This is a genomic window from Nonomuraea sp. CA-218870 (assembly GCF_050936535.1).
GTDB lineage: Bacteria > Actinomycetota > Actinomycetes > Streptosporangiales > Streptosporangiaceae > Nonomuraea > Nonomuraea corallina.
Genome location: NZ_JBNJMN010000001.1, coordinates 3,341,004 through 3,354,026 on the forward strand (window position 1 = coordinate 3,341,004; position 13,023 = coordinate 3,354,026).

General features: G+C 73.2%; 11 protein-coding genes. 6 read left to right on the forward strand and 5 right to left on the reverse strand.

What is annotated here, in order from left to right:
- Nucleotide 1: 1 nt before the first annotated feature.
- On the reverse strand, nucleotides 2-2,317 hold the full coding sequence (locus tag ACQEUU_RS16190; RefSeq protein WP_433066422.1) for a VIT domain-containing protein: 2,316 nt from the start codon (nucleotides 2,315-2,317) through the stop codon (nucleotides 2-4).
- The gene (locus ACQEUU_RS16195) at nucleotides 2,314-3,237 is read right to left on the reverse strand and encodes a MerR family transcriptional regulator (protein ID WP_433066424.1); all 924 of its coding nucleotides are present in this window, start codon (nucleotides 3,235-3,237) and stop codon (nucleotides 2,314-2,316) included. Before ACQEUU_RS16195 ends, ACQEUU_RS16190 begins: the two co-directional genes overlap by 4 nt.
- A gap of 88 nt (nucleotides 3,238-3,325) precedes the next feature.
- Here ACQEUU_RS16195 and ACQEUU_RS16200 point away from each other — a divergent pair, with 88 nt between their 5' ends.
- Together ACQEUU_RS16200 and ACQEUU_RS16205 are read left to right on the forward strand one after the other, a co-directional pair.
- Nucleotides 3,326-3,793, forward strand: coding sequence for a Dps family protein (locus tag ACQEUU_RS16200; protein ID WP_433066427.1), 468 nt, complete (start codon nucleotides 3,326-3,328; stop codon nucleotides 3,791-3,793).
- 151 nt (nucleotides 3,794-3,944) lie between these two features.
- A complete protein-coding gene (locus tag ACQEUU_RS16205) occupies nucleotides 3,945-4,973 on the forward strand; it encodes an alkaline phosphatase PhoX (protein WP_433066429.1) in 1,029 nt (342 codons plus the stop codon).
- A gap of 44 nt (nucleotides 4,974-5,017) precedes the next feature.
- Here the strand turns inward: ACQEUU_RS16205 and ACQEUU_RS16210 are convergent, their stop codons facing one another.
- A complete protein-coding gene (locus ACQEUU_RS16210) occupies nucleotides 5,018-5,896 on the reverse strand; it encodes a bifunctional helix-turn-helix transcriptional regulator/GNAT family N-acetyltransferase (RefSeq protein ID WP_433066431.1) in 879 nt (292 codons plus the stop codon).
- A 64-nt stretch (nucleotides 5,897-5,960) separates the two neighbouring features.
- Here ACQEUU_RS16210 and ACQEUU_RS16215 point away from each other — a divergent pair, with 64 nt between their 5' ends.
- Nucleotides 5,961-6,872: a lactonase family protein gene (locus tag ACQEUU_RS16215; RefSeq protein ID WP_433066434.1), complete on the forward strand. Its 912-nt coding sequence runs from the start codon at nucleotides 5,961-5,963 to the stop codon at nucleotides 6,870-6,872.
- 55 nt (nucleotides 6,873-6,927) lie between these two features.
- On the opposite strand, the gene ACQEUU_RS16220 is transcribed toward ACQEUU_RS16215, so the two are convergent.
- Nucleotides 6,928-8,397 (reverse strand): FGGY family carbohydrate kinase, encoded by a 1,470-nt coding sequence (locus ACQEUU_RS16220; RefSeq protein ID WP_433066437.1) that lies wholly within the window; start codon nucleotides 8,395-8,397, stop codon nucleotides 6,928-6,930.
- A gap of 115 nt (nucleotides 8,398-8,512) precedes the next feature.
- Between ACQEUU_RS16220 and ACQEUU_RS16225 the strand changes: the two genes are divergently transcribed.
- Both ACQEUU_RS16225 and thiI read left to right on the forward strand, forming a co-directional pair.
- Entirely contained in the window at nucleotides 8,513-9,538 is a 1,026-nt protein-coding gene (locus ACQEUU_RS16225) for a 6-phosphofructokinase (protein WP_433066440.1), read from the forward strand.
- Between the two features lie 337 nt (nucleotides 9,539-9,875).
- Entirely contained in the window at nucleotides 9,876-11,072 is a 1,197-nt protein-coding gene (thiI, locus tag ACQEUU_RS16230; RefSeq protein ID WP_433066442.1) for a tRNA uracil 4-sulfurtransferase ThiI, read from the forward strand.
- A 34-nt stretch (nucleotides 11,073-11,106) separates the two neighbouring features.
- Here thiI and aroF read toward each other — a convergent pair whose 3' ends face one another.
- Nucleotides 11,107-12,138 (reverse strand): 3-deoxy-7-phosphoheptulonate synthase, encoded by a 1,032-nt coding sequence (gene aroF / locus ACQEUU_RS16235; RefSeq protein ID WP_433066445.1) that lies wholly within the window; start codon nucleotides 12,136-12,138, stop codon nucleotides 11,107-11,109.
- 244 nt (nucleotides 12,139-12,382) lie between these two features.
- Between aroF and ACQEUU_RS16240 the strand changes: the two genes are divergently transcribed.
- Entirely contained in the window at nucleotides 12,383-12,979 is a 597-nt protein-coding gene (locus tag ACQEUU_RS16240) for a molybdopterin-dependent oxidoreductase (protein WP_433066448.1), read from the forward strand.
- Nucleotides 12,980-13,023 lie beyond the last annotated feature (44 nt).

Genomic DNA, 13,023 nt, shown 5'->3' on the forward strand with positions numbered 1-13,023 from the left:
GTCAGGCCCGCTTCCAGAACGGGCGCTCCCCGTCACCGCCACCGCGCCCGTCACGAGGACCGGAGCCGCCGGTCAGTGCGGTGAGCACCTCGATGGCGTGCCGCCGGAGCGCCTCCGGGTCGGTCCCCGGCCGCTCGGCAGCCTCCAGCTCGCGGGCCAGCGCGGCCAGCTCGGCGTGCCCGCCCAGGTACGCCGACAGCGCGGCCAGCCGGGAGCCGAGATCGGCCAGGTAGAGGGCGCCAGGGGCGTGCAGCGCCTTCAGCCGGTCCAGCTCGGCCGCCAGCTGGGGGCGCACGGTGTCCAGGCTCCGCGTCGCGCGCGGCGCCGGCCGCGCGGACATCGGCCCGCGCGCCATCCGGGGCGCGGGCCCCGCCCCCGGCCTGAACGCGTCGTCGCCGCCCAGCATGGCCGCGAAGCCGCCCGCGGGCGCGATCCCGGGCCCGGCGGACGCGGGGGGCGGCGCGGGCGCGGGCCCCGCCATCGCGGTGAGGCCGAACGCCATCGGCGACACCGGCGACACCGGCGACTCCCAGCCGCTCGGCAGCTCCACCGGCTGGATCACCTGGTGCTCCGGCCCGCCCTCGGCCACCTGCCGGGTGTCGGCCGCGACGTAGGCGGTGAACCTGCACAGCACGCCGTGCTCCAGCGACACCCGGACGATCTCCCGTTCCAGCTCCCGCTCGCCCATGGCGTACCGGTCCTCCAGCTCGCGCAGGTGGGCGCGCGCCCAGACGGCGCTCAGGGCCGGGCTGTCGACGACCGTGCCCGGCACGCGCTCCTCCCACGGCGCGCCCGACGCCAGCCCGCGCACCGTCACGGCCGAGCCGCCCCGGCATCGCCCGTACACGCGCAGCGGCACGCCGGGGAAGAGGGAACCCAGGCGCGTGACCGTGCCCGGCTCCACGTCCAGGTCCTTCAGTGACAGGTCCGTCACCAGCGGCGCGCCGATCCGGCGGTGGATCTGCTCCATCGCCGCGTCCAGCCGGTCCTCCGACTCCACCAGCTCGCTCCGGCCCGCGCCCAGGCCGGCCAGCCGGCCCAGGAAGCCGGCGTTCACCGCGCGGTCGATGCCGACCGTGTGCACCCGCATGGCCGACAGCGCGCCGCCGGTCAGCTCGAGGATCTGGTCCTCGTTGCCGACCTGGCCGTCGGTGACCAGGACCAGGACGCGTTCCCTGCCCTGCTCGCCGCCGAGCAGGGCGATGGCCCGGCGCAGCGGCTCCAGCAGCTCGGTGCCGCCGCGCGCGTCCACCCTGGCCAGGTGCTCGACGGCGCGGTAGCGGTTGCGGTCGGACCCCTCGGCCAGGCCCTCGAACGCCTCCTCCACCACCGAGTCGAACGCCAGGACCGCGAACCGGTCGCCCGGCGTGAGCGTGTCGACGATCCGGGCCGCGGCCCGGCGCGCCGCGACCATCTTCCAGCCCGCCATGCTGCCCGACCGGTCCAGCAGCAGCACGAGGTCGCGCGGCCGCCGGTCCGTCTCCAGCTCGGGCGGGACCACGAACAGCGCGAACGTGCCCGCGCCGTCGAACTGCAGGGACGTGGACGCGGCGAACGACAGCCGCAGGATGAAGTCACGGTCCAGCCGCTCACCCGGGCGCAGCCGTACGGTGTCGCCCTCCTCCTCGACCACGTGCAGGCTGGAGGCCAGCTCGCGCAGGTCCAGCCCGGCCGCGTCGACGGTGGCCGACAGGGACAGGCGGACCGGGTCCGGGAAGCCCGGCAGCAGCACCGGGGGAGTGACCCGGGAGGCGTCGGGGACCGCGTCGGTGTCCGGCGCCGTGCCCGACCCGGCCGGCGGGCCGTCGAGCGCCGCGCCCGGGATGTAGCGGGGCGCCACCACCAGCGGGAAGCGGAACGTCGCCGCGCCGTCCTCGTACGGCAGCGGCTGGCTCAGCGTCAGCCGGACCGTCACCCGCTCACCGGGCAGGATGTTGCCCACCCGGATGGTGAACACGTCAGGCCGGTCCTCCTCGGCGATCGCCGCCCGCCTGCCCTCGCGCAGCGCCCTGTCGTAGTCGGCGCGCGCCTGGCCGCGCTCCTTGAGCACGCCCTCGACGACCCGGTCGTCCGCCTCCATCCGGAACGCGGTGACGGCGGCCCTGTCGGGCAGCGGGAAGACGTACGTGGCCTCCAGCGTCACGTCGAACGGGTTGCGGAATCCCTGGGCCACCTCCACCCCGGCGACCAGGCCCGCGATCGCGGCGTGCACGTCGACGCTCTCCAGCGGCAGGTTGCCGCGCTCGGTCCGCAGCGCGCCGATCCCGGCGTCGGGCTCCGGCACGCATCGGGCGGGCTCAAGCGAAGTGATCTTCATAGGAGTCCTCTCTCTTCGAGCACCGCCAGCAGCGGCCCCGCCGCCGCGAGCAGCGCCCGCACGTCGTCGTCCCCGGGCGCCCGCCGCGCCTCGTCGAGCACCAGCGTCACCCCTCCCGCCAGCCGCACCCCGTGCACGGCCCCCGGCGCCCCGCCGCGCCGCTCCGGCCGTCCGTCGTCCGATGCGCCGGGGTGCCCCTCATGGAACCCTCGGCGCGGCTTTCGCACGCCCCGGTCCGGTCCCTGCACGCTCCGGTCCGGTTCCTGTGCGGGCCGGTCCGCCCAGAACCTGGACCGGGCCGGCGGTCTCCCGTCCTCCAGGTGCGCGCCCGCCTCCGGGCCCGGCGGCCCCTGGCCGTCCGGCGAGCCGGGCGGCGGGACCACTCCGGGCGAGGGCACGCCCCGCCGCGCGTCCGCCCCCGCATCCTGGGGAGCGCGGAGATCCCCGGCCTGCTCGGACATCCCGGCTCGTTCGGGATCCTTGACCCGCGCGGGCTCTCCGATCCGTCCGGGCCTGCCGAATCCCGAAGCGCCGGGGTCGGTGACGCGCGGGGTGGCCGTTCCCGTGATCCTGGCCGTGTCGGGCGCCGGGTGATCCGGGTACGGGGAACCAGGAAGGCGGGCCGTGGCTTCGAGCGTGGCGTCCGGGGCGCCCGCGAGCGCCGCCTGGATGTCGGCGATCGACATGCCCTCCGCCTGCAGTCGTTTGACCGCGACCAGCTGCAGCAGGTGACGCCGCCCGTAGCGGGCGATCCGGCCGCGCCGGGTCAGCGGCGGGTCGACCAGCCCGATCGTGGTGTACCACCTGATGAGCCGCTCGCCCGGCACCTCGCGGACCCGGCCGTTGAACGGCTGCGCGTGGGCGCGCAGCGCGCCGGCCGCGCGCTCCGCCAGCTCGCCGATGGTCCAGGTGTCGCTCATACCCTCACAGTGACACTGTCACTATTACAGTGTCAAGGAAATCAGAAATCCGGGCATAAAAGGCATATCCTCGGGGAGGGGGTACGACATGGCTACGATTAACAGCCCGCTTTCGGGCGACGCCAAGACCACGACCGGCACGTGCCTGCAGGGCGCCCTCGTCGACCTGATCGACCTCTCCCTGGTCGCCAAGCAGATGCACTGGAATGTCATCGGCCCCAACTTCCGTTCGGTCCACCTGCAGCTCGACGAGGTCGTCACGCTGGCCCGCCGGCACACCGACATCCTCGCCGAGCGCATGTCCGCCCTGGGCATGAACGCCGACGGCAGGTCCGCCACGGTGTCCAAGTCCAGCCAGCTGGCCCAGCCGGAGTCCGGATGGCTCGAGTCCGGCAAGGTGGTGTCGGCGATGACGGACGTCCTCGGCGGCATCGGCCGGCGGATGCGCGAGCGCATCGACCTGACCGAGGAGTCGGACCCGTCGACCCAGGACCTTCTCATCGCCGTCAACCAGGACATCGAGAAGCAGCACTGGATGTTCCAGGCCATGAGCTGATGGGTGCGGGACACGAGCCCGGGAGCCGGCCGGCCCCGGGCTTCCGCATGCCGGGAGGCCCTTTCTCGTTCGCGTGCCGTTCGATCGCGGTGTCCTCCCCCTTCACGTCCGTGCGGTCGACTAGCGTGGCATCCAGAGGGAGGCCCAACCGATGTCCCACAAGACTCTTCTCCGTACGGGCCCGCTCTCCCAGGGCGGTGTGAGCCCGTACGGACCGGTCCAGGAGCCCGGCGCCGAAGGGCTGCTGTCCCTGCCCGCGGGGTTCGGCGGCAGGGTGGTGGCCCGTACCGGGAGCAAGGTGGCCGGGCTGACCTGGCACGCCGCGCCCGACGACGGAGCGTGCTTCCCCGACGGCGACGGCTGGATCTACGTGTCCAACTCCGAGCTGTCCCTGCTCGGCGGCGCGGCGGCGATCCGCTTCCGGCCCGACGGCTCCGTCGGCGACGCCTACCGCATCCTGTCCGGCACCGAGCTCAACCGCGCGGGCGGCGCCACCCCCTGGAACACGTGGCTGTCCGGCGAGCTCGGCCACCGGGGCCGCGTGTTCGAGTGCGACCCGTACGGTGTCCGCGCGGCGCGCCCCCGGCTGGCGATGGGCCGGTTCCGGCACGAGGCGGCCGCCTGCGACCCCGACCGGCAGGTCGTCTACCTGACCGAGGGCGAGCGCGACGGCTGCTTCTACCGGTTCCGCCCGTACGACTGGGGCGACCTGACCGAGGGCGCGCTGGAGGTGCTGTGCGGTTCCGGCCGGTGGGAGCCGGTACCGTGGCCGGCCGCGCCGCTCAAGGGCACCCGCCACCAGGTGCGCGAGGCGCGCAGGTTCGACGGCGGCGACGCCTGTCACTACGCCGGTGGCGTGTGCTTCTTCACCACCAGGGGCGATGGCACGCTGTGGGCGTACGACGCGCAGACCTCGGCGGTGGGGCGGGTGTGCGACGGCGTGCGCGCCGTCACCGCGGCCCCCTCGGGCGACCTGTACGTGTCCAGGGACGCCGCCAGGATCGACGTGATCACGCCGGACCGGGAGATCGCCCCGTTCCTGCGGTTCGCCGGCCCTCCGGGTGCCGAGCTGACCGGGCTGGCGTTCGCGCCGGGCGGTGACCGGCTCTACTTCTCGGCCAGGCGGGAGGCCGCCTCGGGTCACACGTTCGAGGTCACGGGCCCGTTCCGCGCCCCGTGACCCGCCGCTGCGGGCCGGGCGGGCGGATCAGCCGCGCCCGGCCCTCACAGGTCGACGGACCACATCTGCTCGGTGACCTCGATCCCGTTCTCCGTGCCCTTCTCCTGGGAGTCGAGCCGGAACCCGGCGGCCTCGTAGACGCGCCGCGCGCTGGTCAGGCAGTCGCGCGTCCACAGCACGACCCGCTCGCGCCCGTCGGCCCTGGCGTGCCGCAGGCACTCCTCGACCAGCCGCCGTCCCAGGCCGAGCCCGCGCGCTGACGGCTCCACCAGCAGCAGCCTGAGCTGCCCCGTCGTGCCTTCTTTGCGCACGTAGAAGACGCAGCCTGCGGGCCGGCCGTCGACCTCGGCGATCCAGAGCGCGTCGCACGCCGGGTCGAAGTCGGCGACGACGCGTGCCACCAGCTGCTCGAAATCCCTGCCCCAGCCGTACTCCCTGGCGTAGAGGACGCCGTGCCGGTGGACCACCCAGCTCAGGTCGCCGTCGCGCGGCGGCCTGATCAGGGTGGCCCGCGGCCCGGCGGGCGGGTCGAGCACGTCCCTGATCGTGCGCATGGCGTCGAGCAGCCGCTCCCTGCCGTCCTCCGGCAGTCCGGCGAGGAGCCGCGTGATGTCCTCGGTCGAGGCCCGGTCGAGCGCCTCGAACGCCTCGCGGCCGGCCGGGGTGAGCCGTACCAGGTGCTTGCGCGCGTCGGCGGCCGAGCGCTCCCTGACGATCAGCCCGTCGCCGTCGAACCGGGTCAGGATCCGGCTCAGGTAGCCCGCGTCCAGGTCGAGCCGCGACCGCAGCTCGCCGGTCTCCAGCGAGCCCGCGTGCGCGACCTCGTACAGCACTCTGCCCTCGGTCAGCGAGTAGGGCAGGTCGTGCATGCCGGCCTGCAGCACTCCGATGACCCTGGTGTAGAAGCGGTTGAAGGCTCGCATCTCGGAGACTCTTGACTCAGTCAACGAATTCATTGCTTCAGTCAACCATGAGAGGATGGGGAATGTGAAGAGGCACCCCTACATAGGCGGCTACGGGCCCGGCATCGTCACCCCCGGCGGCGAGCTGGCCCGGCTCGCGGCCCCGTCCTTCCTGGCGCGCCATCCGTCGCTCCCCGTGATCTACGCGGTGGGAGAGCTGGCCCAGGGCTGGATCACCGCCTTCAGCGCCCGCGAGGGACGGCTGTCGCCCTGGGACGAGCGCTCCAGCGGGGGCGACAGCCCCTGCCACGTCGCCGTCCACCCGTCCGGAGGGCTGCTCGCGATCGCCAACTACGGCGACGGCACGGCCGGCCTCCACCGGCTCGACGCGCGCGGGGTCTTCGACGGCGACCCGATCGTGCTGCGCGGCCACGGCTCAGGACCCGACCCCGAGCGCCAGCAGGGCCCCCACGCCCATCAGGCGGTCTTCCACGAGGACCTGCTGTACGTCTCCGACCTCGGCGCCGACGTGATCCGCCGCTACACGCTGGACGGCGAGGCGCTGGAGCCCCTCACGCTGCCGCCGGGCACCGGCCCGCGCCACTTCGCCTTCACCGGTCCGACCCTCTACGTGACGGGCGAGCTCGACGGCACGGTCACCCGGCTCGCCCCCGGTGACGACGGCCTGCGCGTGCGCGCCTCCACCGCCGTGACGGAGAACCTCCCCTCCCACCTGGAGCTCGCGGGCGACCTCGTCTACGTCGCCAACCGCGGCCCCGACACGATCTCCGTGCTGCGGGCCGACGACCTGTCCCAGGTGGCGGAGGTGCCGTCAGGCGGCGCCTGGCCGCGCCACTTCGCGATCGACGGCGACCGCATGTACGTGGCCAACCAGCGTTCGGGCACCGTGGCGGAGTTCGCGCTCGTCGACGGCATCCCCGAGCCGACTGGCGAGGTGACGGAGGTCGAGAGCCCTTCCTGCGTGCTGCCGGCCTAGCCGCCCTCCGCCCGGATCTCCGCGAGCACCCGCTCCTCGGCCGGGCCGGGCACCGTCACGCCCGGCCCGACGAGGTCATCGCCAGCGCCACCGCCTCGCGCCAGCGGGTGTAGGCGGCGTCGTCGCGCTCACCCGGCTCGAAGCGCCGATCGAGCTGCCAGGTCTTGCGCAGTTCCTCCGCCGAGCCCCACACGCCCGCGCCCAGCCCGGCCAGGAACGCCGCGCCGAGCGCCGTCGTCTCCTGGATCACCGGCCGTTCCACGGGCGTGCCCAGCTGGTCGGCCTGGAACTGCATGAGCAGGTCGTTGCCGCTGGCCCCGCCGTCGGCCTTCAGCGCCGGCGGCCGGCCCTCGGCCGACGCCTCCACCACGTCGCGCACCTCGAACGCGATCGCCTCCAGCGTGGCCCGCACCAGATGCGCGCGGGTGGTGCCGCGGGTGATGCCGGTGATCAGGCCCCGTGCCTCCGGGTCCCAGTGCGGGGCGCCCAGACCGGTCAGCGCGGGCACGAACACCACGCCGCCGCTGTCGGGCACCGTGCGTGCGAGCGCCTCGGACTCCGCCGCGGTCCCGATCAGCCCCAGCCCGTCGCGCAGCCACTGCACCGCCGCGCCGGTCACGAACACCGACCCCTCCAGCGCGTACGTGCGCTCACCCGACGGGGACTGCCAGGCCACCGTGGTCAGCAGCCCCGACTCCGAGCGGACGATCTCCGTCCCGGTGTTGGTCAGGATGAACGAGCCCGTCCCGTAAGTGCACTTGACCTCGCCCACCCCGTAACAGGTCTGGCCGAACAGCGCCGCCTGCTGGTCGCCCGCCACCCCGCTGATCGGCAGCTCCAGCCCGAGGAACGCGCCCGGATCCGTACGTCCCAGCTCGCCGTAGTTGGGCACCACCTCCGGCAGCGCGGACTCGGGCACCCCGAACAGCTCGCACAGCTCCGGCTCCCACGCGCCGGACTCCAGCCCGTACAGCAGCGTGCGGGAGGCGTTGGACGGGTCGGTCACGTGCCGCGCGCCCGCCGTGAGCCGGGCGATCAGGTAGGCGTCCACGGTGCCCACCACGACCCGGCCCGAGGTGACGCCCTCCCAGGCGGCCGGGTCGTGCTCGGCCAGCCAGGTGAGCTTGGAACCGGTGAAGTACGGGTCGAGGCGCAGGCCCGTCAGCTCGGTCACCCGGGGCTCGTGCCCGGCCGAGCGCAGCCGCTCGCAGATGCCGGCCGTGCGGCGGTCCTGCCACACGACGGCCCGGCGCGGCGCGGCCAGCGACCGCCGGTCCCACAGCACGGCGGTCTCCCGCTGGTTGGTGAGTCCGACGCAGACCGGCGTCCTGGAGGCCCCGCCCAGGGCGGTGGCGCAGGCGCTCAGCGTGGCCTGCCAGATGTCCTCGGGGTTGTGCTCGACCCAGCCCGGCCGCGGGAAGTGCTGGGCGAACTCCTCGTACCCCCTCGACTCGATCCGGCCGTCCTCGGTCACGACGAGCGCCGTGACACCCGTCGTGCCCGCGTCGATGGCCAACACACTCACGAAATCGCCTCCTGAACCGGTTTCGGCCGCTACGCTCGCGTTTGGTCTAGACCAATGCCCGTGAGGACGGGCACAATGCGATTCTGGTCGTGAAACACATCGGGAGGAACCCGCCATGCGTATAGGAGTGCTCACCGGAGGCGGCGATTGCCCCGGTCTGAACGCCGTGATCAGAGGTGTCGTCCGTAAGGGGGTGAGCGTCTACGGACACGAGTTCGTCGGTTTCCGTGACGGCTGGCGCGGCCCCTTGGAGGGCGAGACGATGCCGCTGGACATCCAGGCCGTCCGGGGCATCCTGCCGCGCGGCGGCACGATCCTCGGCTCCTCCAGGACGAACCCGCTCAAGATCGACGGCGGGGTCGACCGGATCAAGGAGAACCTCGCGGCCACCGGCGTCGACGCGCTCATCGCGATCGGCGGTGAGGACACACTCGGCGTCGCCAAGCAGCTGTTCGACCGCGACGTCAAGGTCGTCGGCGTGCCCAAGACGATCGACAACGACCTGTCCGGCACCGACTACACCTTCGGCTTCGACACCGCGGTCAACATCGCCACCGAGGCCATCGACCGGCTCCACACCACCGCCGAGTCCCACCACCGGGCGCTCATCTGCGAGGTCATGGGGCGCCACGCCGGATGGATCGCGCTGCACGCCGGCATGGCCGGCGGCGCCAACGTGATCCTCATCCCGGAGAAGCCGTTCGACATCGACCGCGTCTGCGAGTACGTCGAGTCCCGCTTCCGCACCCGCTACTCGCCGATCGTCGTGGTCGCCGAGGGCGCCCACCCCATCGAGGGGCAGATGCAGCTGCAGGCCGGCGAGCTCGACGCGTTCGGCCACGTCCGGCTGGGCGGCATCGGCGAGACCCTGGCCAAGGAGATCGAGAAGCGGACCGGCAAGGAGGCCCGCACGACCGTGCTCGGCCACATCCAGCGCGGCGGCACGCCCACCGCGTTCGACCGGGTGCTGGCCACCCGGTTCGGCCTGCAGGCGATCGACGCGGCCCACGACGGCGACTTCGGCAAGATGGTGGCGCTGCGCGGCACCGACATCGTCCGCGTCGGGCTCGACGAGGCCACGGCCGAGCTGAAGACGGTGCCGGTCGAGCGTTACGCCGAGGCCGAGGTCTTCTTCGGCTGAGGCTGAGTGTTTCCGGGCTGCAAGCGGCTTGCAAGCGGCGGGCCGTACCTTCTGGAGCAGCGGGGTTACCGCTACAACCCCCTCGAGGGTACGGTTCGCGCCGCGGCGAGTAGGCGGCCCACCACGCGTCGCGAGCCGTACCCATGAAATAGCTCAACCGCAAGGGCGTGCCGAGGGGATCCCCGACCGGCGCGCCCTCGTCGTCCTCCCGGGAAGCCCGCCCGGCACGTCTGCCGGGCAGGGCGGAGGCGTCCGGGAGCTCCGGGGCCCGGACTAAACTCGATGACGCGCAGCGTTGTCCCTGGCGCTGATCCCCTGTCTCCCCGGAGGTTCCACCATGACGATGTCGGCCCTGGGCGAGCCGTGCGTTCTGCTCAAGCTGGGCGAGATCGTCCTCAAGGGCAAGAACCGCGAGCTGTTCGAACGCCGCCTGATCGGCAACATCCGGCAGGCGCTCAAGGAGTTCGACCTCAAGGTCGACGTGCGCCGCCGCCACGGCGTCATCGCGATCTTCCTGCCCGACGGCACCGCCCCCGAGCAGGCCCAGGCCGTGGCCGAGCGGGTCGCCGACGTGCCCGGCCTGGTGTGGATCCACCCCGCCTGGCGGGTCGCCAAGGACCCCGAGGCCGTGCTCAAGGCCGGGCTGGCGCTGTTCGCCGAGCGCGAGGAGGTCCGGCGCAAGGCCAGCTTCGCGGTCCGCTCGCGCCGCCGCGACAAGCGCTTCCCGCTGCGCTCCAACGAGCTCGACCGGCTCGTCGGCGGCGCCATCAACGACGAGTACGGCCTGCCCGTCGACCTGAGGAACCCCGAGCTGACCCTCTTCATCGAGGTCGACAGGGACGAGGTGTTCGTCTTCACCGGCGGGCTGCCCGGCCAGGGCGGGCTCCCGGTCGGCAGCAGCGGCCGGGCGCTGGTGCTCATGTCGGGCGGCATCGACTCGCCCGTGGCCGCCTACCGCATGATGCGGCGCGGGCTGCACGTCGACTTCCTCCACTTCTCCGGCATCCCGTTCACCACCTCTGAGTCGATCTACAAGGCCTACGCGCTGGTCAGGAAGCTCGACCGGTTCCAGGGCGGGTCGCGGCTGTGGGTGGTGCCGTTCGGCAAGGCCCAGCAGTCGATCCGCAACTCCGGCCAGGACCGGCTCGCCGTGATCGCCCAGCGGCGGCTCATGCTCAAGACGGCCGAGGAGGTCGCCCACCGCATCCGCGCCGGCGCGCTGATCACCGGCGACGCGCTCGGCCAGGTGTCCTCCCAGACGCTGGCCAACATCACCGCCCAGGACCACGCGGTCGACCTGCCGATCCTGCGCCCCCTGGTCGGCTGGGACAAGACCGAGATCATGGCCGAGGCCCGGCGCATCGGCACCCTGGAGATCTCCGAGCTGCCCGACGAGGACTGCTGCTCGCTCCTGGCCCCGCGCCGCGCCGAGACCCGCGCCAAGATCGAGGACCTCAAGCAGATCGAGAAGCGCCTCGACGCCGAGGAGCTGGCGGTCCAGCTCGCCGACTCCATCCAGGAGTACACGCTCTGACGGGGCGGGGGCCCGGCCCCCGCCCCGCCAGGGCTCAGACGGCCAGCGCCGCCGCGGCCGTCTTGCCCAGCAGCGGCGGGAAGTCGCGCATGACCTGGGCCAGCTCGCTCAGGTCGGTGTCGACCAGCGCCTGCGGCCCGTCGCAGAGCGCCTGCTCCGGCCGCGGGTGCACGTCGATGATGATCCCGTCGGCGCCGGCCGCGATGGCCGCCCGGCTCAGCGGCAGCACCAGGTCACGACGGCCGCCCGAGTGCGACGGGTCCACGATCACGGGCAGGTGCGACAGCCGCTGCGCCACCGGCACCGCCGACACGTCCAGGGTGTTGCGGGTGGCGGTCTCGAACGTCCTGATGCCCCGCTCGCACAGCACCACGTCCAGGTTGCCGCGCTGCGCGATGTACTCGGCCGCCATCAGCCACTCCTCCATGGTCGCGCTCATGCCGCGCTTGAGCAGCACCGGCTTCCCGGCCGCGCCCACCGCCTGCAGCAGCCCGAAGTTCTGCGCGTTGCGGGTGCCGACCTGCAGCATGTCCGCGTACGAGGCCACCAGCGGCACGTCGTGCGCCTCCACCACCTCGGTCACGATCGGCAGCCCGGTCTCCTCACGCACGTCGGCCAGGATGCGCAGCCCCTGCTCGCCCAGCCCTTGGAACGCGTAGGGCGAGGTGCGCGGCTTGTAGGCGCCGCCGCGCAGCAGCGTCGCCCCGGCCGCCTGCGCCATCCTGGCCGCCTCCAGCGTCTGCTCCCGCGTCTCCACCGCGCACGGCCCCGCGATGAGCGTCACCGTGCCGGGCCCGATGGGCACCCCGCCCACGTGCACCGTCGAGCGCTCGGGATGGTTCTCCCGGCTGACCAGCTTGTACGGACTGGAGATCCGCATCACGTCCCGTACCCCCGCCATGCCGCGCAGGCCGGCGGCGTCGAGCTGGGTCACGTCGCCCACCAGGCCGACGATCGTGCGCTGCACCCCCTTGCTCACGAACGCGTCGACCCCCGCCGACCGCACGACGCCGACGATGGACGCCACGTCCTCGGAGGTGGCCTCCGGCCCCATCACGATGACCATGTGTACTCCCTCGGAAACGCAGAAGGCCCCGGGTCCTTTCGGACCCGGGGCCTTCTTGCTCGCCTATGTCTGCTAGCGCAGCGCTAGGTGGCGAACGGTCCGACTGGGTCCGTCGCCATACCAAAACAGGAACGCGGTGCGCATAGTGCGGCAATAGTACCCCACCGCGCCCCGCTGCCCCGCCGCCCGCCCACCGGTGGCAGGATGGCTCAAGACCGAGCGACCGGCGAGGGGAGCAGTAATCGTGGAGGAGACGCGCCTGCCGCCAGGCCAGTACGTCCCCCGCGGCCTACCCGTGATCCACTACGGCCGGGTGCCTCCGTTCAGGCCCGAGTCGTGGGACCTGAAGGTGTTCGGCGCCACCGCCTCGGGTGAGGAGCACGCCTTCGGCTGGGAGGAGTTCACCGGCCTGCCCACGACGGTCCGGGTGGCCGACTTCCACTGCGTCACCAAGTTCTCCGTGCCCGGCCTGGAGTGGGCCGGCGTGCCGCCGTCCGCCCTGGTCGCCGCCGCCCCGCCCGACCCGGGCGTGCGCCACGTGATGATCTGGGCCGAGTACGGCTACAGCGCCAACCTGCGCTGGTCCGACTTCACCGCCCCCACCACCCTGTTCGCCACCGAGCTGGGGGACAAGCCGCTCACCGCCGAGCACGGCGCCCCCGTCCGCCTGGTCGTGCCCCACCTGTACGGGTGGAAGAGCGTCAAATGGGTGCGCGCCATCGAGTACCTCCTGGAGGACCGGCGGGGCTTCTGGGAGGACCGCGGCTACCACAACCTCGCCGACCCGTGGCGCGAGCAGCGCTACTCCTATCAGGAGGAGCCGGGCGACGGCCCGCCATGACATGACCTGCGGGTTTCCGCCCCCACCTGGGCGGTTGTTGGCTA